Annotated in this window: 19 protein-coding genes; 13 read left to right on the forward strand and 6 right to left on the reverse strand. The window is 55.2% G+C overall.

Annotated elements, in window-relative coordinates; translation table 11 throughout:
• Positions 1 to 60: 60 nt before the first annotated feature.
• Both P6287_RS01695 and P6287_RS01700 read left to right on the forward strand, forming a co-directional pair.
• Entirely contained in the window at positions 61 to 1317 is a 1257-nt protein-coding gene (locus tag P6287_RS01695) for a polysaccharide biosynthesis C-terminal domain-containing protein (protein WP_277974405.1), read from the forward strand.
• Positions 1318 to 1325: 8 nt separating this feature from the next.
• On the forward strand, positions 1326 to 2276 hold the full coding sequence (locus P6287_RS01700) for an ATP-grasp fold amidoligase family protein (protein ID WP_101763051.1): 951 nt from the start codon (positions 1326 to 1328) through the stop codon (positions 2274 to 2276).
• A 55-nt stretch (positions 2277 to 2331) separates the two neighbouring features.
• On the opposite strand, the gene P6287_RS01705 is transcribed toward P6287_RS01700, so the two are convergent.
• Together P6287_RS01705 and soxS are read right to left on the reverse strand one after the other, a co-directional pair.
• On the reverse strand, positions 2332 to 2613 hold the full coding sequence (locus P6287_RS01705; RefSeq protein WP_008109973.1) for a YjcB family protein: 282 nt from the start codon (positions 2611 to 2613) through the stop codon (positions 2332 to 2334).
• A 253-nt stretch (positions 2614 to 2866) separates the two neighbouring features.
• Positions 2867 to 3298, reverse strand: coding sequence for a superoxide response transcriptional regulator SoxS (gene soxS / locus P6287_RS01710; protein WP_036649992.1), 432 nt, complete (start codon positions 3296 to 3298; stop codon positions 2867 to 2869).
• 98 nt (positions 3299 to 3396) lie between these two features.
• On the opposite strand from soxS, the gene soxR reads away from it, so the two are divergent.
• The 4 genes from soxR (at position 3397) to P6287_RS01730 (ending at position 7980) form a co-directional block, all read left to right on the forward strand.
• On the forward strand, positions 3397 to 3873 hold the full coding sequence (gene soxR / locus P6287_RS01715) for a redox-sensitive transcriptional activator SoxR (protein ID WP_101763050.1): 477 nt from the start codon (positions 3397 to 3399) through the stop codon (positions 3871 to 3873).
• 43 nt (positions 3874 to 3916) lie between these two features.
• A complete protein-coding gene (locus tag P6287_RS01720) occupies positions 3917 to 4582 on the forward strand; it encodes a glutathione S-transferase (protein WP_217550054.1) in 666 nt (221 codons plus the stop codon).
• A gap of 259 nt (positions 4583 to 4841) precedes the next feature.
• A complete protein-coding gene (locus tag P6287_RS01725; protein ID WP_101763048.1) occupies positions 4842 to 6191 on the forward strand; it encodes an NCS2 family permease in 1350 nt (449 codons plus the stop codon).
• A 139-nt stretch (positions 6192 to 6330) separates the two neighbouring features.
• On the forward strand, positions 6331 to 7980 hold the full coding sequence (locus P6287_RS01730) for a Na+/H+ antiporter (protein ID WP_101763047.1): 1650 nt from the start codon (positions 6331 to 6333) through the stop codon (positions 7978 to 7980).
• Between the two features lie 71 nt (positions 7981 to 8051).
• Here the strand turns inward: P6287_RS01730 and P6287_RS01735 are convergent, their stop codons facing one another.
• Positions 8052 to 8954, reverse strand: coding sequence for a LysR family transcriptional regulator (locus P6287_RS01735; protein WP_110868163.1), 903 nt, complete (start codon positions 8952 to 8954; stop codon positions 8052 to 8054).
• Positions 8955 to 9058: 104 nt separating this feature from the next.
• Here P6287_RS01735 and P6287_RS01740 point away from each other — a divergent pair, with 104 nt between their 5' ends.
• From P6287_RS01740 to P6287_RS01755, 4 genes are all read left to right on the forward strand, one after another.
• On the forward strand, positions 9059 to 9481 hold the full coding sequence (locus P6287_RS01740; protein ID WP_008109984.1) for a CidA/LrgA family protein: 423 nt from the start codon (positions 9059 to 9061) through the stop codon (positions 9479 to 9481).
• Positions 9474 to 10169 (forward strand): LrgB family protein, encoded by a 696-nt coding sequence (locus P6287_RS01745; RefSeq protein ID WP_210081820.1) that lies wholly within the window; start codon positions 9474 to 9476, stop codon positions 10167 to 10169. The genes P6287_RS01740 and P6287_RS01745 overlap by 8 nt, the downstream gene beginning before the upstream one ends.
• Before the next feature lie 84 nt (positions 10170 to 10253).
• On the forward strand, positions 10254 to 10796 hold the full coding sequence (locus tag P6287_RS01750) for a YfaZ family outer membrane protein (RefSeq protein WP_192412665.1): 543 nt from the start codon (positions 10254 to 10256) through the stop codon (positions 10794 to 10796).
• Positions 10797 to 10934: 138 nt separating this feature from the next.
• Complete coding sequence (locus tag P6287_RS01755) at positions 10935 to 11480, forward strand: YfaZ family outer membrane protein (protein ID WP_008109987.1); 546 nt, start codon at positions 10935 to 10937, stop codon at positions 11478 to 11480.
• A 166-nt stretch (positions 11481 to 11646) separates the two neighbouring features.
• On the opposite strand, the gene actP is transcribed toward P6287_RS01755, so the two are convergent.
• The 3 genes from actP to acs form a co-directional block, all read right to left on the reverse strand.
• Positions 11647 to 13299 (reverse strand): cation/acetate symporter ActP, encoded by a 1653-nt coding sequence (actP, locus tag P6287_RS01760; protein WP_101763042.1) that lies wholly within the window; start codon positions 13297 to 13299, stop codon positions 11647 to 11649.
• A complete protein-coding gene (locus tag P6287_RS01765) occupies positions 13296 to 13622 on the reverse strand; it encodes a DUF485 domain-containing protein (protein ID WP_008109989.1) in 327 nt (108 codons plus the stop codon). The genes actP and P6287_RS01765 overlap by 4 nt, the downstream gene beginning before the upstream one ends.
• A 146-nt stretch (positions 13623 to 13768) precedes the next feature.
• On the reverse strand, positions 13769 to 15724 hold the full coding sequence (gene acs, locus P6287_RS01770) for an acetate--CoA ligase (protein ID WP_277974406.1): 1956 nt from the start codon (positions 15722 to 15724) through the stop codon (positions 13769 to 13771).
• Positions 15725 to 16305: 581 nt separating this feature from the next.
• Here acs and gltP point away from each other — a divergent pair.
• The 3 genes from gltP (at position 16306) to murP (ending at position 20146) form a co-directional block, all read left to right on the forward strand.
• Positions 16306 to 17607: a glutamate/aspartate:proton symporter GltP gene (gene gltP, locus P6287_RS01775; protein WP_007888562.1), complete on the forward strand. Its 1302-nt coding sequence runs from the start codon at positions 16306 to 16308 to the stop codon at positions 17605 to 17607.
• 197 nt (positions 17608 to 17804) lie between these two features.
• Positions 17805 to 18716 (forward strand): N-acetylmuramic acid 6-phosphate etherase, encoded by a 912-nt coding sequence (gene murQ / locus P6287_RS01780; protein WP_277974407.1) that lies wholly within the window; start codon positions 17805 to 17807, stop codon positions 18714 to 18716.
• Entirely contained in the window at positions 18716 to 20146 is a 1431-nt protein-coding gene (gene murP, locus P6287_RS01785; RefSeq protein WP_101763038.1) for a PTS N-acetylmuramic acid transporter subunit IIBC, read from the forward strand. Before murQ ends, murP begins: the two co-directional genes overlap by 1 nt.
• Positions 20147 to 20282: the final 136 nt, after the last annotated feature.

Consider the following 20282-nt stretch of genomic DNA (forward strand, 5'->3'; position numbering starts at 1 on the left):
ATTCATTTCAAGGACGTTGTACCGAAAGTTGTTGTAGTTCGTAATACTAAGGATCAGTCAATGAAATTGAGCGTAATGTCGAATGCCGTCTGGATGATGTCTGAAAAGATCGTCTCCGTGTTCGGCGTCATATTTGTGACCTCCTACGTGGCAAAATCCTTTGGTCCAACCATCTTTGGCCAAATGGCGTTTTCGACCTCACTGTTTTCCATGGTGCAGACCGTGGCGATTTTCGGTACGGAAACCATTTTGTTTAAACGTATCAGTAAGAGTGCACCGAAAGGGCTACGCCTGATGACCGTAGCGCGCAACATGCGCATGGTTTTGCTGTTGCTCACATCGCTGCCCGTCTTGATTTGGGTCTGGTACAACATGCAGGAAAACTTCCTCGCTTTTGCACTGGCCTCATTTATCTCTTCGGTTTTCGTGACGCAGGACACCTTCAGTGTCTACAACAATGCGCGCTTAGCGTCGCGGCTGAATACCATCGCCAACTCTGTCGGATTGCTGCTGGGCTTCAGCTTAAGTTTCGCCATTGCCTGGCTGCACCTCAATCCGCTATGGCTGACCGTTTCGATTGTCGCCGTCACGTTGGTGCCGTACGTCATTAAGCGTTTTAACTTTTATCGCGAAAATCAGGATGTGGCGCCGCCACAGGATAAGCGCAACACCTATCTGCGCTATTTGCTGTACGCCGGATTGCCGCTGGCCATCTCCAGCATCTTTATCTCGGTGCAGGTGAAAGCGGCACAGATGTTCCTGGCAGGCATCGCCTCAGCGCGCGATCTTGGTTTGTTCGCCGCCGCCAATACCATTTCGGCCTCCTGGATTTTTATCCCGGTCGCCATCATCACTTCCTGCTTTTCGGAAATCTTCCGTGAGCGTGGAGAAACCGCCATCAAGCTGACAGCACGGCTTAATGGTTATGTCATGGGTGTTTCATTGTTGTTGTTAGCGGTGATCGCGATGTACGGCGAAAAAATCATCATCGCTTTATATGGTCACGAGTACACACAGTCAGGAAGTCTCATTACGTTGTTGTCGTTAGCAACCTGCTTTTCGGCGATGGGGACCGTAGCGTATCGCTACATGGTCAAAGAAGGCGGGTTTAATTATCTGTTGAAGAAAATCGTTTGCCTGATGGTCATCAGCTTGCCGCTGTCGTGGTGGCTGATCCAGAGCTACGGCATCATGGGTGCCGCATGGAGCGTTTTCATCTCAGAATTGCTGTCTCTTACCGTAATGAATTACTTCTTCAAAAACGGCGTCATCCAAAAAATCCAGGTTTCCTCACTCAACTACAAAACCTACAAATGAGGTCAGATATGCTCAAGTTGAAAGATGAACTCAGAAGAAGCGTTCAGTACTTCATCAAGAAGATGCCCTGGGCATACCAGGATCGTATCTACTATTTTCACAAGTTCCGCAAATTGCCTAATCTGCGCGAGCCGAAAGTGTTTAACGAGAAGGTGCTGTATCGCAAATTCATCCATGGCGATTATCAGATTTATGGTCGTCTGTCGGACAAATATTCGGTGCGTGAATATATCGCCGAGAAAGTGGGCAGCGAATACCTGATCCCGCTGGTTTACGAGACCAGCGATCCCAGTTCATTGCACACGCTGCCGAGCTGGAAAAATACCGTTATCAAGCCGAATCACGCCTCCAACATGGTGGAGATCCTGCTGGAAGAGCCGGATGCGTTGAAGAAGCAGCAGATTATCAACGATTGCCATCGCTGGCTGAAGACCGATTTCGCCAACGAAGCGCGCGAGATTCACTATCGCTACATCAAGCCACGCATTCTGGTGGAGCAGTACATTGGCGATGGTAAATCGGCACCAATTGACTACAAGTTCCACATGTTCAACAAGCGCGACGGCAGCTTTGAGTATGTGCTGCAGGTGATCTACAACCGCTGCAATCCGCTGTTGTCGATGAACTTCTACGTCAACAACCTCAACGAGGCGTATCACAAAATTCGTGATACCGGCCTGGACGTGACGCCGCAAATGGCCTCGTTGCAGCACGCGTTGGCGTTGAGTAAAAAGCTGGCGAGCGATTTCGATTATGTGCGCGTGGATTGGTACATCGATAACGAGCAGATCTACTTCGGCGAATTAACCTTCACGCCGGGCGCGGGTTTGGTGACCGGTCTGGATCGCGGGCTAAATCAGATGATGGGTGATATGTGGATTCAGGATCGCCGCGGTACGAAGATACCGGGCATCACGGTGGCGGAAGTGACCATTCCGGCCGTATTGAAGAAAATTTAGAATCACACAGCAAAATAAAAAACCCCGCTTCGGCGGGGTTTTTTATTGGCTGCGATTAAGGCATTGGCCAATCGGTTGGCGTCTGGCTCATTACTTCGATAAAGGCGTTTTTGGAGATTTCCATAAAGTTATGCAGATTCTCCATGCTCAGCGTGATACCGAGTAGGCCAGTAACAAACCAGCATGACATGCCAACGCCGATGCCACCGCACAGCAGCGCCATCACGTGGTGACTGTTCTGACGCAGTCGAATTTTCATGGTGCTGGCGAAGAACATCATTACCGCACTCAGGAGTTCCCAGCGCATTACAATCAAACTGGTGGTTAGGGTGGCCATCTGCAAAAACCTCTTAGAATCAGTGATATCCCCGACATTCAATCGACATCACTGGCGGCTAAGAAGGAAGGTCAGGGAAGTCCTTCTGGCCGTCTAACTGAAGACAGAAAAGTGTGACTTGGCTCACATTATATCACTCGATTTTAAATTTTGAACAAAATTTATACCGGGTCAGGTAGAAAGATTTTTATCGAACTGGGGAAAAAACAGGCAGGAAAAGCGAGGTGCGCCCGCAAGGGGCGCGCAGAAAGGGTTAGCTAACCGGGCAGCACTCGCCGGTGGTACGCTGGGCAAAACTGGTCATGTTGTTGTCTGCACAGTCAAAACTGAGCAAACGCGGACGCTGAATCATCGCCTGGCGACGCATGGTATGACGATAAGCGGTTGGCGTTTGCGAGAACTGACGGCGGAACACGCGCGAGAACGTCTGCTGCGAATCGTAACCGTATTGCATCGCGATATCGAACACCGGACGCTGGGTTTGACGCAGCGCTTCAGCGGCCAGGGTCAGACGACGTTCGCGAATATAGCCACCCAGCGTTTGTTTCGTGACGGCACGGAACATACGCTGCAGATGCCATTTTGAGTAACCTGATTTTGCCGCGACTTCATCAATTGACAGCGCTTTATCCAGATTCTGATCGATCCAGTTGGACAGCGAATGAATGATTTCCTGTTGCATCATAGCCTCATCCTTCTGATGTTTTTTGCCTGGTAAGAAATTCGAAGTTTTGCTGGGGTGCGAGTATAATTCCTCAAGTTAACTTGAGGTAAAGGCCCTAAATGAAAAAAGAACGCAATTACCCGAAGCCGGTTTTGACGCCGGGTGAAGTGGCGAAGCGCAGCGGCGTGGCGGTGTCGGCGCTGCACTTCTATGAGACCAAAGGATTGATCTGTAGCTCGCGCAACGGCGGCAACCAACGTCGCTACAGCCGTGACGTGCTGCGTCGCGTTGCCATCATCAAAATTGCACAACGCATTGGCATTCCGCTGGCGACGGTGAGCGACAGCCTGACGCATGTGCCGGCTAATAAACGGATGTCGACACAAGAGTGGGACGCGCTGACGCAGCACTGGCGCGAGGAGCTGGATAAACGCATCGAAACCCTCACGCGCTTGCGTAACGATCTTGATGGCTGCATTGGCTGCGGCTGTTTATCGATGCGCGATTGCCCGCTGCGCAATCCCGGTGACCGGTTGGGCGAGCAAGGTTCGGGCGCGGTGTTACTCGATCCGGAACAGGACGAGCAAAAACGCTGATCGACTATACTTGGCGGAACACTTTTACCGGCAAGGAAACCGTATGATCACCGTTCACCATCTGGAAAATTCCCGCTCGCATCGCGTGTTATGGCTTCTGGAAGAGCTTGCGGTGCCTTACCAAATCAAACGCTATCAGCGTGAAAACAGCCTGCTGGCACCCGATTCCTTAAAGAAAGTGCATCCGCTGGGCAAATCCCCGGTGATTACCGACGGCAATCGCGTGATTGCCGAGTCAGGCGCAATTCTCGAATACCTGCAACTGAAGTACGACAGCGAGCATCAGCTGACGTTGAGTCATGAAGATGAGCAGATTCAGGCGCGTTACTGGCTGCATTACGCTGAAGGTTCGCTGATGCCATTGCTGGTAATGAAACTGGTGTTTGCGCAGTTTGGCAAAAAGCCGGTGCCGTGGCTGCTGCGTCCGGCCGGCATCGCCCTGAGCAAAGGGATTCAGAAAGCCTGGCTGAATAAACAGCTGGCTCTACATGGTCGGGTAATTGAAGAGCATCTCACGCAGCATGCGTTTTTTGCCGGTTCACGTTTTAGCATCGCCGATGTGCAGATGAGCTTCCCGCTGCTGGCGCTGCAACTGCGTGGTTCCCTGAGCGATACACCCGCCACCGCCCGCTGGCTGGAAACCATGCAGCAGCGCGCGGCCTGGCAACGGGCGATCCAGCAGGGCGGCGCGATTGAGTTAAGCCGCTGAGTTCAGGCAGGCCGCCATAATTGGCGGCCCTGCGGGGTCAGTTGCCTGGATTTATCCTGCAATACCCGTGATTAAGAGTTGAAAACCCCAGGGCAAACGCCAGATAATCGTTTGCCTTTTTTCCGCGTCCCCCTTTACGGCCTGGAATACGCGGCGACGTAAACGTTTGCCTGGATTTTCATCATGAAAAACCGCCATCAGGGAACGGCAAACGTGCGCCGCGCGGCGACTCACATCACAAAAAAATTGAGGAAGAATTATGTCTGGCGAATCGCGCCCGGCCAGTGGAAAACTGGACGCCTGGTTCAATATCTCTGCACGCGGCAGCAGCGTGCGTCAGGAAGTATTGGCGGGTCTGACAACGTTTCTGGCGATGGTGTACTCCGTCATCGTGGTGCCCGGCATGCTGGGCAAAGCGGGCTTCTCGCCAACGGCGGTGTTCGTCGCTACCTGTCTGGTCGCCAGTTTTGGATCGATCATCATGGGTTTGTGGGCCAATCTGCCGATGGCGATTGGTTGCGCCATCTCGCTGACCGCCTTCACCGCGTTCAGCCTGGTGCTCGGCCAGCACATTAGCGTGCCGGTGGCGCTTGGTGCGGTGTTCCTGATGGGCTTGCTGTTCACGCTGATTTCGGTCACCGGCATCCGCGCATGGATACTGCGCAACTTACCAATGGGCGTGGCGCATGGCACCGGCGTAGGTATCGGCTTGTTCCTGCTGCTGATCGCCGCTGACGGCATTGGTTTAGTGGTGAAAAATCCGGCTCCGGGCTTGCCGGTGGCGTTGGGTCAATTCGCTTCGTTCCCGGTAATCATGTCGCTGGTGGGACTGGCGGCGATTTTTGGTCTGGAAAAACGCCGCGTGCCGGGCGGCATTCTGCTGACCATCATCGCCATCTCGATTCTCGGCCTGATTTTCGATCCGGCGGTGACCTATCAAGGTCTGTTTGCCATGCCGAGCCTTAAGGATGCTAACGGGCAATCAGCGATGTTTAGCCTCGATATCATGGGCGCGCTGCAACCGGTGGTGTTGCCAAGCGTGCTGGCGCTGGTGATGACCGCGGTCTTTGATGCCACCGGCACCATCCGCGCGGTCGCGGGGCAGGCGAATCTGCTGGATAAAGAGGGGCAGATTATCAACGGCGGTCGTGCGTTAACCACCGATTCCGTCAGCAGCCTGTTTGCCGGCTTGGTCGGCGCTTCGCCAGCTGCGGTCTATATCGAATCGGCGGCGGGCACGGCGGCGGGTGGTAAAACCGGTCTGACGGCGATTGTGGTGGGTTTGCTGTTCCTGGTGATCCTGTTCATGTCGCCGCTGGCCTATCTGGTTCCGGCTTACGCGACCGCGCCGGCGCTGATGTACGTTGGCTTGCTGATGCTGAGTAACGTGGCAAAAATCGACTTCAACGATTTCGTTGATGCGATGTCCGGCTTGCTGACCGCCGTGTTCATCGTGCTGACCTGCAACATCGTCACCGGCATCATGCTCGGCTTCGCTTCACTGGTGATTGGACGCCTGTTTGCCGGTGAGTGGCGCAAGCTGAACGTGGGCACCGTGGTGATTGCTGTCGCGCTGGTCGCGTTCTATGCCGGTGGCTGGGCCATCTGACCTGAAAGTTGAATAATTCCAGGATTATTCGCTTTCTGCATCACGCCGCACATCGGGTTGCTCCGCTGTGCGGCGTTTTGTTTTACACTTTCCCACGCAACAACATCGCTTTAATGAAATTGATTCGCCTAAGGAAAGCATGGAAATCTTCTTTACTATTCTCATCATGACGCTGGTGGTTTCACTCTCCAGCGTGGCGGCACGTATTCTGCCGTTTCAAATTCCCCTGCCGCTGGTGCAAATTGCCGCCGGTGCACTGCTCGCATTTCCCGTCTTCGGCCTGCATGTCGATTTTGATCCGGAACTGTTCCTCGTGCTGTTCATTCCGCCGCTGCTGTTTGCGGATGGCTGGAAAACGCCGATAAACGAGTTCCTGCATCACGGTCGCGAAATCATGGGGCTGGCGCTGGTTCTTGTGCTGATCACGGTGGTCGGGATTGGCTACCTGATTTACTGGCTGGTGCCAGGGATTCCGCTGATTCCCGCCTTCGCGCTGGCGGCGGTGCTTTCGCCAACCGATGCCGTGGCGCTGTCCGGCATTGTCGGTGAAGGACGCATCCCGAAAAAAATTATGTCGATTGTGCAGGGCGAAGCCCTGATGAACGACGCGTCGGGCCTGGTATCGCTGAAGTTTGCCGTCGCGGTGGCGATGGGCACCATGGTGTTTACGTGGGGCGGCGCCAGCGTTGAGTTTCTCAAAGTGGCGGTTGGCGGTTTGGTCGCTGGTGTGGCGATATGCTGGCTGTATGGCCGCTCGCTGCGTCTGCTGAGCCGCTGGAGCGGGGATGACCCGGCAACACAGACCGTGCTGCTGCTGCTGTTACCGTTCGCCTCGTACCTGATTGCGGAACACCTTGGCGTATCGGGCATTCTCGCCGCCGTCGCCGCCGGTATGACCATTACGCGTTCCGGCATTATCCGCCAGGCACCGCTGGCGATGCGTCTGCGCGCGAACAGCGTTTGGCAGATGCTGGAGTTCGTGTTCAACGGCATGGTGTTCCTGATGCTCGGCCTGCAGCTGCCCGACATCCTTTCCACCTCGATTGCGCAGGCGCAAGCCGATCCTAACGTGGAACTGTGGATGCTGTTTACCGATGTTCTGTTGGTGTACGCCGCGCTGATGGTGGTGCGTTTCGGTTGGTTGTGGATCATGAAGCGCACCAGCATGCGTCTGCTGAAGAAGAAGCCGCTGGAGTTTACCAATTACTCGCTGCGTGAATTGCTGATTGCCTCTTTTGCCGGCGTGCGCGGTGCCATTACCTTGGCCGGTGTGCTGTCGATTCCGCTGTTCCTGAGCAACGGCGATCCGTTCCCGGCGCGCTATGAGTTGGTGTTCATCGCTACCGGCGTGATTCTGGTGTCGCTGCTGGTTGGCGTGGTGCTACTGCCGATTCTGCTGCGCGACGTAGAAAGCATCGATAAGGTCGGCCATCGTCGTGAGATTCAGTTTGCGCGTGCCGCGATGGCGGGAGTGGCGATTGAGAGCCTGCATAAAATGGAGCAGCGTCTTGAGAGCGACACCGAAGAGAACATCGATCCTGAGCTGCTGAAAGAGGTCAGCCTGCGCGTGATTGGTAACCTGCGTCGTCGCGCGGAGGGGAAAAACGATATCGAACAGGCGCAATTTGCTGAAAATCTTGAGCGTCGTTTCCGCCTCAATGCGCTGCGCGCCGAGCGCGCCGAGGTCTATCATCTGCGCGCCACGCAGGAGATCTCCAACGAGACAATGCAGAAACTGCTGCACGATCTTGATCTGCTGGAAGCGTTGCTGATTGAGAAAGAGGAATAGCAGTAAGCCATATTGTTCATCGGTAGCGGCGCAAAACATTGCGCCGCTACGTTAATGCGCTGCGGTTGTTTTCACACCGACAGCCGTGGCGCACTATCCGGCCAGTGTTCACGGCAACATTCAATCCACGCCTCGGCGCTGCGCGACAGATAACTGCCTTCCCGCCAAATCAACCCCAAACTCCACTGCAGCTCCGATTCCAGCGGCAGCCACAGCAGCGACTGCTTATCCAGCCGCTGACAAATGGGCTCCGGCAGAATCGCCAGTCCCATACCCGCCTGCACCATCGCGGCGAGAAAATCCCACTGCGCGCTGCGCAGCGCAATAGTTGGCGTCAGGTTCTGGCGTTGAAACGCTTTACGAATCTGGCGATTCAAGGCGAACTCTTCATTGAGGATCAGCAGCGGATGTTCGGCTAACTCTGCCAAACCGACTTTACGGTGATCTCGCCATTGTTCACTGCGCGGCAGCAGCACGCACAGCGGATGGTGCATCAGCTCCAGCGTATTGAGCGGCAGTTCGGATTCGATCGGCAGTGCGGTAAGGGCGATATCCAGCGCGCCACTCAGCACCGCTTGCTGCGCCGTCAGTCCGCCGAACTCGGATATTTTCAGCTGTACGCCGGGATAACGGCGGCGAAAGGCGGAGATCGATCCGGCCATCTGCATGCCGACCATCGGTGGAATACCCAGCCGCAGCTCGCCGGTTTTCAGCTGGTTGATATCGCCCAACTGCGCTTCAAGCTGGTGGAACTCTTGCAGAATCACCAGTCCGCGCTGGTAAACCGCCTGACCGCTATCCGTTAAATGCAGTTTGCGGCCCTCGCGCAGCAGTAAGGTGCAGCCGAGCTCCTCTTCCAGCTGGCGCAGCATTTTGCTGATGGTCGGCTGCGTCACGAACAGCTTCTCAGCGGCGCGGGTGAAGCTCTGCTGGCGCACCACCTCAGTGAAGTAGCGCAGGGCGCGCACATCCATAAACATTCCTTTTTGGCATAGTTTGAATAATTTTAATTCATTTCTTTCACAGTTTGCGGCGGATTTATACTGGGCACCTCAATTTTTCATCCAGGTAACAAGCAATGATGGCATTAAGTCCGCGCAGAACGGATCTCCTGCAACGTACCTTTGTTCCGCTGCAGCTGGTGCTGTATGTCGGTTTGTTTATTTTCAGCGACAGGCTGGTGAGCTGGCTGCATCTGCCGCTGCCCGCCAACGTAGTGGGCATGGTGCTGCTGCTGGTGTTGATCATGACGCGCATCGTGCCGCTGCGCTGGGTGAAAGCTGGCGCCAACTGGCTGCTGGCAGAAATGCTGCTGTTCTTTATTCCAGCGGTGGTGGCGGTAGTGAACTACAGCGATTTGCTGCGCAGTGAAGGCTGGCGCATCTGCGTGGTGATCGGCGTCAGTACCTTGCTGGTGCTGGCTTCGACGTCACTGGTGGTTGATCGTTTATATCGCTTCGAACTGGCACGCGCCGCACGCAAGCAGGCGCATCATGAATGATCTGCTGATTAGTCTGCTGTGTCTGGCGTTCACGCTGCTGGTCTACTACCTCAACAAAATTCTTTATCGCCGCTGGCGCACGCTGCTGTTGATGCCGCTGGTATTGACGCCGCTGGTGCTGGTGGCGCTGTTGCTGCTCACTCACGTCAGCTGGAAAAATTACATCGCTGAAAGCCACTGGCTGATTTGGCTGCTTGGCCCGGCGACGCTGGCATTTGCCGTGCCGGTGTATGAGAACCTTGAGATCATCAAGCGTCACTGGCTGTCGCTGAGCGTGGGCGTGCTGACGGCCACGCTGGTGGCAGTATGCAGTTCGGTGTGGCTGGCGCGCTTGCTAACGTTACCGGAAACCATTCAGCGCAGCCTGGCGGTACGCTCAATTACCACGCCGTTTGCGCTGGCAGCCGCGCAGCCGATTGGCGGCCAGCCGGATCTGGTGGCGCTGTTTGTGGTGATCACCGGTGTGTTTGGTATGGCGGTGGGCGACGTGCTGTTTCTGCGTCTTGCCATCAAGCAGGGCGTGGCTAAAGGCGCCGGTTTTGGTGCTGCATCACATGGCGCAGGCACCGCGCGCGCGTATCAACTCGGCCAGCAGGAAGGCGTGGTGTCGAGCCTGGTGATGATGCTGTCTGGCGTCGTCACCGTCATTCTCGCGCCGCTGTTAAGCCACTTACTGTGGGTATCGTAATCCGCTGGTTTTGAGTCATTGCTCATACAGCAGCCCGATCGCTTTGCTTATTGTTTGCCCGCTTAAACGATAAGGAAGCGATAAATGAAAAGTCAGTATTTTGCAATGGGGCTCCTGTTGGCCTCCGCTGGGGTAACTGCTCAGGAAATCGGCGTAAAGGGGGGCAGTGATTTCTTTGCGGCCGCCATCAACAGCCAAAAAACCGCGCCAGGCCTGCAATATGGCGTGGAATACGTGAATGCCAAACATCAGTCAGAATTGCTGGACGCCAATCTGGGTTACGGCGTGGCTGTAGGCGCAATGCGCATTGTGCCGCGCGTCGGTTTGTTCTGGGCTGAATTGAACCATGATAAAACCTCCAGCTACGGCGTGAATGCGGGTATACGCGCGATGGCTCCACTGCCACAAGCGCGCCATACCTGGCTCTATCTCGATTTCAGCATGGCGCCTAACTTCAGCACCTATAAGCTGGATCATCTGCATCAGTTTGAGGCCGGAGTTTACTACCAACCGGCCCACTGGTTAACGCTGAGTTCCGGTTACCGCTATCTCGGTAGTGGCTTGCACGAATATAAAACCCATCGTGCGATTGATGGTCTTTTTATCGGCGCAGCCTGGCGCTTCTAATCTGAAAAGTGGCTTTAGGGCCACTTTTTTCCCCGCCGTAATCCATTTTTACGTAAAGCTTTCCAAATAATGTTGTCTCTCGTCGCCAGGCTGGTACCCTTGCCGCCGAATTAATTGTCCTTCATGGAGTGGAATCACATGTTAAAGCAACTTGTTACTGGAAGCGTTTTGGGTCTGGCACTGCTGAGCAGCGGCGCACAGGCAATTGAGGGCAGTGTTGACGTGGGTGAGCATAGCACCAACCTGAACCTTGGCCTCGGCACCACTTCACCGGGCCTGTTCCTGAAAGGCAACTGGCTGCGCAGCGATCACGATGGCAGCACCTACGGTGCGGGCCTCGGCTATAACATCGACGTGGGTGATTTCCGCATTGCGCCTACTGCGAAAGCGCTGTTCACCCATCCGGAAGATGGTCGTGATGGCTTCACCGTGGCAGTCGGTGGCGCAGCGCAATACAGCTTCAACAGCATGTGGGGCCTGTACGGCGAATATTACTATGCGCCAGAAGCGTTCTCCGATCGCCTCGATAGCTACCAGGAAGCCTCAGGCGGCCTGAGCTTCACGCCGATTTCGCTGCTGAACCTGCGTGTGGGTTATCAGTACATTGAGCTGAACAACAAAGGCAGCCGCAAAGATAACGTACTGGTCGATGGCCCGTATGTTGGCGCATCACTGCGTTTCTAATTGTTTAAATTAGAATGAAAAATGGCGGCCCAATGGGTCGCCATTTTTGTTTGGGTGCGGTCTGTCCCTCATCCCGGCCTTCTCCCGCAAGCGGGAGAAGGAGAAAACGCGCCGATCGGTTCCCTCTCCCATCTATAGGAGAGGGTGAGGGGAAGCCAGCACGGACTTAATGCGATTTCCCCTGCGAAATCCCAATCCCCGTCTGTGAGCGAATAAACTGCCCACGGAAGCGGGCACGTTCCTGGGCACCGCGTGCAGAATGGTCGGTAATTGAGAACAGCCAGATACCGATAAATGCCGCCAGCATTGAGAACAGCGCCGGATACTCATACGGATAGATCGGTTTTTCATGCCCCAACACCTGCACCCAAATCGTTGGGCCAAGGATCATCAGCAGTACCGCAGTAACGAGTCCCAGCCAACCGCCCACCATCGCGCCGCGCGTGGTCAGTTTTGACCAGTACATCGACAGCAGAATAATCGGGAAGTTACAGCTGGCAGCAATCGAGAACGCCAAACCGACCATAAAGGCAATGTTCTGTTTCTCAAACAGAATCCCCAGCGCAATCGCCACCACACCTAACACCAGCACGGTGATCTTCGAGATGCGCAGTTCATCGCGTTCCGTCGCTTTACCTTCACGGATCACGCTGGCATAGAGATCGTGTGAAACTGCCGAAGCCCCCGCCAGCGTCAGACCTGCCACTACCGCCAGAATGGTGGCGAAGGCCACGGCCGAGATAAAGCCGAGGAACAGGCTGCCGCCGACCGCGTTCGCCAGATGCACCGCTGCCATGTTGGTGCCGCCGAGCAGCGCGCCGCTGGCGTCTTTAAAGGCTGGATTCGATCCCACCAGCAAAATCGCGCCGAAGCCGATAATAAAGGTCAGGAAGTAGAAGTAGCCCATAAAGCCGGTGGCCCAGAACACGCTTTTACGTGCTTCACGCGCATCGGCCACGGTGAAGAAGCGCATCAGAATATGCGGCAAACCGGCGGTACCGAACATCAAGCCGAGACCCAATGACAACGCCGAGATGGGATCTTTCACCAGCCCGCCCGGCTGCATAATCGCCGCGCCTTTCGGGTGCACCGCCATCGCTTCGGTGAACAGCGTATTGAAGCTAAAGCCGGTGGCTTTCATCACCATAATCGCCATAAAGCTGGCACCAAACAGCAGCAGCACCGCTTTAATGATCTGCACCCAGGTGGTCGCCAGCATGCCGCCGAACAGCACGTACAGCACCATCAGAATCCCGACCATCACTACCGCGATATGGTAATCGAGGCCGAACAGCAGCTGGATCAGCTTACCCGCACCCACCATCTGCGCGATCAGATACAGCGCCACCACCACCAGCGAGCCGCAGGCTGACAGCGTACGAATCGGTTTCTGCGCGAGGCGATAGGAGGCGACATCGGCGAAGGTATAGCGTCCGAGATTACGCAGACGTTCGGCAATCAAAAACAGGATCATCGGCCAGCCGACGAGGAAGCCGAGCGAGTAGATCAGACCGTCGTAACCCGAGGTGTAAACCAGCGCAGAAATACCGAGGAAGGAGGCGGCGGACATAAAGTCGCCGGCGATGGCGAGGCCATTCTGGAAACCGGTGATATTGCCGCCGGCGGTGTAGTAATCACTGCGCGAGCGGGTGCGTTTCGAAGCCCAATAGGTGATGCCGAGCGTCGCCGCGACAAACACCACGAACATGATAATGGCTTCATAGTTGGTGGCCTGCCGTTGCACCGCGCCGGTAATGGCATCGGCGGCAAACACGCTGGCGGGCACTACCGCGAGAAATATCGAAAGCAGGCGCTTCATGATTTTACCTCGCTCAGGATCTGTTTGGTCAGACGATCAAACTCGCCGTTGGCGCGCCACACGTAGACGCCGGTCAGCACGAATGACATCACAATTAAACCGACACCAATCGGAATACCGCGCGTGACGTTAGTGCCCGCGTGCAGCGGCGTACCGAGCCAGGCGGGTGCGAAGGCGATCAACAGAATAAAGCCGATGTAGAGCACCAGCATGATCACGCTGAGCAACAGCGCAAACGCCTGGCGCTTGTGCACCAGTTCATGAAAGCGCGGATTATTCTCGACTTGTTGCCAGACTGCTTCCTGTTCAGGGGTTTCGTTCATCACATTTTCTCCAGAGGCAAGGCAGACAGATATCTCACGGTAAAGTGATTTAACTGGCTGAATATTCTAGTTTTATAAGTTGTGCGAACTCAGAAATACGTGGCATATAAGGGCGGCCAAATGGTCGCCCCTACAACAGAAGCCGGTTATGGCATGGTGATGGACTGTTTCTCCTCCAGCAATTTCTCTACCACGCCCGGATCGGCCAGCGTAGAGGTATCGCCGAGATTGCTGGTATCGCCCGTAGCGATTTTGCGCAGAATGCGACGCATAATCTTGCCGGAGCGGGTTTTTGGCAGCGAGTCGGTCCAGTGCAGCACATCCGGCGTGGCAATCGGGCCAATCTCTTTACGCACCCAGTTACGCACTTCGGTATACAGCTCTGGCGACGGCTCTTCGCCGTGGTTAAGCGTGATATACGCATAGATTGCCTGGCCTTTGATGCTGTGCGGAATGCCCACCACCGCCGCTTCGGCAATCTTCGGATGCGACACCAGCGCCGATTCAATCTCGGCGGTGCCGAGACGGTGGCCGGAGACGTTCAGCACGTCATCGACGCGGCCGGTGATCCAGTAATAACCCTCTTCATCACGGCGCGCGCCGTCACCGCTGAAGTAGCGATTTTTGAAGGTGGAGAAGTAGGTCTGTTCGAAACGATCGTGATCGCCATACAGCGTACGCGCCTGGCCTGGCCAGGAATCGACAATCACCAGGTTTCCTTCGGTGGCACCCTCAAGTGGATTGCCTTCGTTATCCACCAGCGCTGGCTGCACACCAAAGAACGGTTTAGTGGCGGAACCGGCTTTCAGTTCGGTCGCGCCCGGCAGCGGCGTGATCATGAAGCCGCCGGTTTCAGTTTGCCACCAGGTATCGACGATCGGGCAACGGCTGTCGCCAATCTTCTTGTAATACCACTCCCATGCTTCCGGGTTGATCGGTTCACCCACCGAACCCATGATGCGCAGGCTACTGCGATCGGTGCCTTCAATCGCTTTATCGCCTTCGGCCATCAGCGCGCGAATCGCGGTTGGCGCGGTATACAGCAGCGTCACCTTATGTTTATCCACCACTTCCGCCATGCGGCTTGGTTTTGGCCAGTTCGGCACGCCTTCAAACATCAGCGTGGTCGCGCCGCACGCCAGCGGGCCGTAAATCAGATAGCTGTGGCCGGTGATCCAGCCGACATCGGCGGTACACCAGTAAACATCATCAGGATGATAATCAAACACATACTTAAAGGTGCTGGCGGCATACACCAGATAACCGCCGGTAGTGTGCAGCACGCCTTTCGGCTTGCCGGTGGAACCGGAGGTATAAAGGATAAACAGCGGATGTTCGGCATCGACGGCGACCGGTTCATGCTGATCGCTGGCCTTCGCCACTAAATCGTGCCACCACAGATCGCGGCCTTCGCGCCAGCCGGTGTCTTTACCGGTGCGCTTAAACACCACCACATTTTTCACCGTAGTGACGTTCGGATTGTTCAGGGCATCATCGACGTTTTTCTTCAGCGGAATGCTGCGTCCGGCGCGTACGCCTTCATCGGCGGTGATGATCAGTTTGGCGTTGGAATCGACCACGCGTCCGGCGACCGCTTCCGGTGAGAAGCCACCGAAGATCACCGAGTGCACCGCGCCAATGCGTGCACAGGCCAGCATCGCAACGGCGGCTTCAGGCACCATCGGCATGTAGATCGCCACCACGTCGCCTTTCTTTACGCCCAGGCTGCCGAGCACATTGGCAAAGCGGCAGACGTCCGCATGCAGTTCGCGGAAGGTAATGGTTTTGCTTTCGCTGGCGTCGTCGCCTTCCCAGATGATGGCGGGATGGTCGCCACGCGTGGCGAGATGGCGATCGAGGCAGTTCGCGGCGAGGTTCAGTGCGCCATCTTCATACCAGCGAATCGAAATATTGCCGGGGGCAAAGGAGGTATTTTTCACCCTGCTGTAAGGCTTAATCCAGTCGAGGATTTTGCCTTGCTCACCCCAAAAGGTGTCGGGATCGTCAACCGATTGTTGATACAGCGCCGCATACTGATCGGCATTAATGAGAGCATTCGCTGCAATGGCAGCGGGTACGGGATGCTTGTGTATTTGGCTCATGGCTGACCTCCTTGAAGATGTTAATCATATGTCAATCAATGGTTAATTGAAGACCACGACAGGGCTTTGTTTCTGTTTTGTAGTCTGGATCACGACCTTTTATCACTGCCAAATCCCCGGCGAACGGCGGGCAAAAACGCCGCGCCAGCAGCGTGATCTTTTGCTTTAAGCCTAAGAGATCTCTGCCTCTGCTGTGCAAATAATCAGCAAACGAGCCGGGCCGCTTTTTGCGCAATAATGCATAGCTATGCTGAAACTTATCGAATTAACACTTTTCATAACAGCGAGTTATGGCCGTTAACCTTCGTCAGCATTTTATGCTACTAACCTGAATAAGATTTGCGCTATCGCGCCGGGGGTTGCATTTACCGTAGTGAAAATGGTACTTATCTCGGCCCTGTTCAGCAGGTATCAACTCAGACTGCATCACCCCGCAGGCGCAAAATGCCTGCACAGCTGTAACCGACGTAGTCATAAATAACCCTCTATTTTATCGGGCTTTTGCTCACTTCCCTGTGTGACATTTCTCCTGCACCTTCGCAGCAGAGCAAAGGGGTTTTTAACTGAGGAAATAACGCGTTATGAAAGGTTTTAAGTTCACCCTTGCATGGCAGATTTTAGTCGCGCTGATTCTGGGCGTGATTGTGGGAACCGTGCTGCATAATCAGCCCGACGATCGTGAATGGTTAATCACTAACATTCTGACGCCAGCGGGTGACATCTTTATTCATCTGATCAAGATGATTGTGGTACCGATTGTTATCTCCTCACTGATTGTCGGCATTGCCGGCGTGGGTGATGCGAAAAAGCTCGGACGTATTGGTGTTAAAACCATTATCTATTTTGAAGTGATCACCACCCTTGCCATTGTGGTCGGCATTACGCTGGCCAACGTATTCCAACCCGGCAGCGGCATTGATATGTCAACGCTGGCAACGGTGGACATCTCTAAATACGAAGCCACAACCGAAGCGGTTCAGGGTGCACCGCACGGTCTGGTCACCACCATTTTGTCCCTGATCCCACAGAACATCTTCGCCTCGCTGGTGAAGGGCGACATGCTGCCGATTATCTTCTTCTCGGTGCTGTTTGGTATGGGCCTGTCGGCGCTGCCATCGGAACATCGCGATCCGCTGGTCACGGTATTCCGTTCGATTTCCGAAACCATGTTTAAAGTGACGCACATGATCATGCGTTATGCGCCAGTCGGCGTGTTTGCGCTGATTGCGGTCACCATTGCGAACTTCGGTTTTGCGTCGCTCTATCCACTCGCCAAGCTGGTGCTGCTGGTGTACGTGGCGATTCTGTTCTTTGCTTTCGTGGTGCTCGGCACGGTGGCGCGCTTCTGTAAGCTGCGCATTACCACGCTAATGCGCATTCTCAAAGACGAGCTGATTCTTGCCTATTCCACCTCCAGCTCAGAAACCGTGCTGCCGCGCATTATGCAGAAGATGGAAGCCTACGGTGCGCCGAAAGCCATCACCAGCTTCGTGGTGCCGACCGGTTACTCGTTCAACCTCGACGGTTCAACGCTGTATCAGAGCATCGCGGCGATCTTTATCGCCCAGCTGTATGGCATTGATCTGTCGCTGACTGACGAGATTATTCTGGTGCTGACGCTGATGGTGACCTCGAAAGGCATCGCTGGCGTGCCGGGCGTCTCCTTCGTGGTGCTGCTGGCAACGCTGGGCAGCGTGGGCATTCCGCTGGAAGGCCTGGCATTTATCGCTGGTGTAGATCGCATCATGGACATGGCGCGTACCGCGCTGAACGTGATCGGTAACGCGCTGGCGGTGCTGGTGATTGCGCGCTGGGAAGACCAGTTCGACACCAAACAAGCCGCCGCCTACGAGCAACAGCTGCGCACGCAAAGCGCCAGCTAATCTTCCAGGTGCGCATGAATGCGCACCCTACGAAAACCTCGCCATTCATGGCGACCGCTACGCACAGAAACCCGCTTCGGCGGGTTTTTTTATGTCCGCTGCGGCAAAAAGCAAAAAAATCCCGCGCAGCAGAGGAATTAACAATTCTGTGTGATATATAGTTTTACGAATAAATTATTCTCATACAGGAGTGTCTCATGCAGTTCGATCTGAGCCAGATGATCACCGAAGGTCGTAATCCCGCCAGCCACAACATTGATGAGCTGACCACCGAAGCGATGCTGCGGGTGATCAATGATGAAGACAAAAAAGTGGCGCTGGCGGTGGAAGCCATCGTGCCGCAGATTGCGCAGGTGGTGGATGCCATCACTCACGCCTTCAGCAAAGGCGGTCGCCTGATCTATTGCGGCGCAGGCACGTCGGGTCGTCTGGGGATTCTGGATGCCAGCGAATGTCCGCCGACCTTCGGCACGCCGCGCAGCCAGGTGGTTGGGCTAATTGCTGGCGGCCACACCGCAATTCTGCAGGCGGTAGAAAACGCCGAAGACAACGTGGAGCAGGGCGCGCAGGATCTGCGTGATATCAATTTCAACGCTAACGATGTGCTGGTCGGGATTGCCGCCAGCGGCCGCACGCCCTATGTATTGGGCGCGCTGGCGTATGCGCGTCAGCAAGGCGCATTTACCGCAGCGTTAACCTGTAATCCTAACAGCCCAATGTCGCAGGCCGCGGATGTGGCGTTGACCCCGGTGGTGGGCCCGGAAGTGGTCACCGGTTCTTCGCGCATGAAAGCCGGCACGGCGCAGAAGCTGGTGCTGAATATGCTCACCACCGGCGCGATGATTCGCAGCGGCAAGGTGTACGGCAATCTGATGGTCGATGTGGAAGCCACCAACCAGAAGCTGGTGCAGCGCCAGGTGAATATCGTCAAACAAGCCACCGACTGTGACGATGCTACCGCGCAGCAGGCGTTGGCGGCGTGTAATGGGCACTGTAAAACCGCTATTGTCATGGTGCTGGCGGGATTAACGGCCGATGAAGCGAAATCGCTGCTGAGTCAGAATCAGGGCTTCATTCGCAACGCTTTGCGTGACGCAGGAGCGCAATAATGGCGGCCATTACTGAGGATCTGGTGCGCGACATTTTGCTGGCGGTGGGCGGCGCCAATAATGTGGTGCAGTGCGGCAACTGCATGACGCGCCTGCGTCTGACACTAAACGATGCCGCGCGAGTGGATAGCGCCACACTCAAAACGCTGCCGGGCGTGCTGGGCGTGATCGACAGCGATGCGCAGCTGCAGATCGTGCTCGGTCCCGGTAAAGCGCAAACTGCAGCAGAGAAAATGCAGGCACTGCTTAATCAACAGGCGCCGGGCGATCTGCAGGCCATCGCCAGCGCGCAAAAGCAGCAGATGAAGGCGAAGCAGACCAGCGCATTGCACCGTTTTCTCTCCTGCTTCGCCACCATCTTTACGCCGCTGATCCCCGGTTTTATCGGTGCCGGCTTGCTGCTGGGTTTCGCCACGCTGATTGAGCAGATCTTCCACCTTAATCAGCCTGGCGATCATGCACGCTGGCTGCTGGATACCGTGGCGTACATGAAGGTGTTTGGCAAAGGGTTGTTCACCTTCCTGAGTATTTTGATTGGCTATAACGCGCAGAAAGCCTTTGGCGGTACCGGCGTCAACGGGGCCATTATCGCCTCGCTGTTTGTGCTCGGTTATATCCCTGACGCGAAGGTCGGTTATTACAGCGGGATGCAGGATTTCTTCGGCATGGTGATCGATCCGCGCGGCAATATTATTGGCGTGCTGCTGGCGGCAATATTTGGTGCCTGGATTGAGAAACAGCTGCGAAAAATCATTCCCGATAATCTCGATATGATCCTGACATCGTTGCTGACGTTATTAATTACCGGCGCGGTGACTTTCCTGGTGATTATGCCAATCGGCGGCGAATTATTTAAAGGCATGTCGTGGTTGTTCATTCATCTAAATAACAATCCGTTTGGTTGCGCTATTCTGGCCGGACTGTTTTTGATCGCGGTGATGTTTGGCATTCATCAAGGCTTTATTCCGGTCTATTTCGCGCTAATGGAAACCCAGGGCTTTAACTCGCTCTTCCCAATTCTGGCGATGGCCGGCGCCGGGCAGGTCGGCGCGTCACTGGCGTTATGGTGCAAAGCGGATAAAGACTCACTGCTGCGTAAACAGATCAAAGGCGCCATTGTGCCGGGCTTGCTCGGTGTCGGCGAACCACTGATTTATGGCGTCACGCTGCCGCGTCTGAAACCCTTTATCACCGCCTGTTTTGGCGGTGCGCTGGGCGGCTTCTTTATCGGGCTGGTGGCATGGCTGGGATTGCCAGTGGGAATGAACACCGTGTTTGGCCCTTCAGGATTAGTCACATTGCCGCTAATGACCTCATCGCAGGGCATTTTTGCCGGCATGGCGGTGTATCTCGCCGGGCTGATCGTGGCGTGGATTGGCGGGTTCGCCTTTACCTGGTGGGGCGGCACCCGCAATGTGGATTTAAGTTGAGTGAAGTACGGATTTCGACCAGGTCGGCATAAAGCGTGACCTGGTCTAACCGTGATCACGATCACGCTTTTAAACTCTCTCAAGTCGCTTAACCCGTCACAGCCACATTCACTGCTTAAGTACCGTTTGTAAGTAA

Source organism: Pantoea sp. X85, assembly GCF_029623675.1.
Taxonomy (GTDB): domain Bacteria; phylum Pseudomonadota; class Gammaproteobacteria; order Enterobacterales; family Enterobacteriaceae; genus Pantoea; species Pantoea leporis.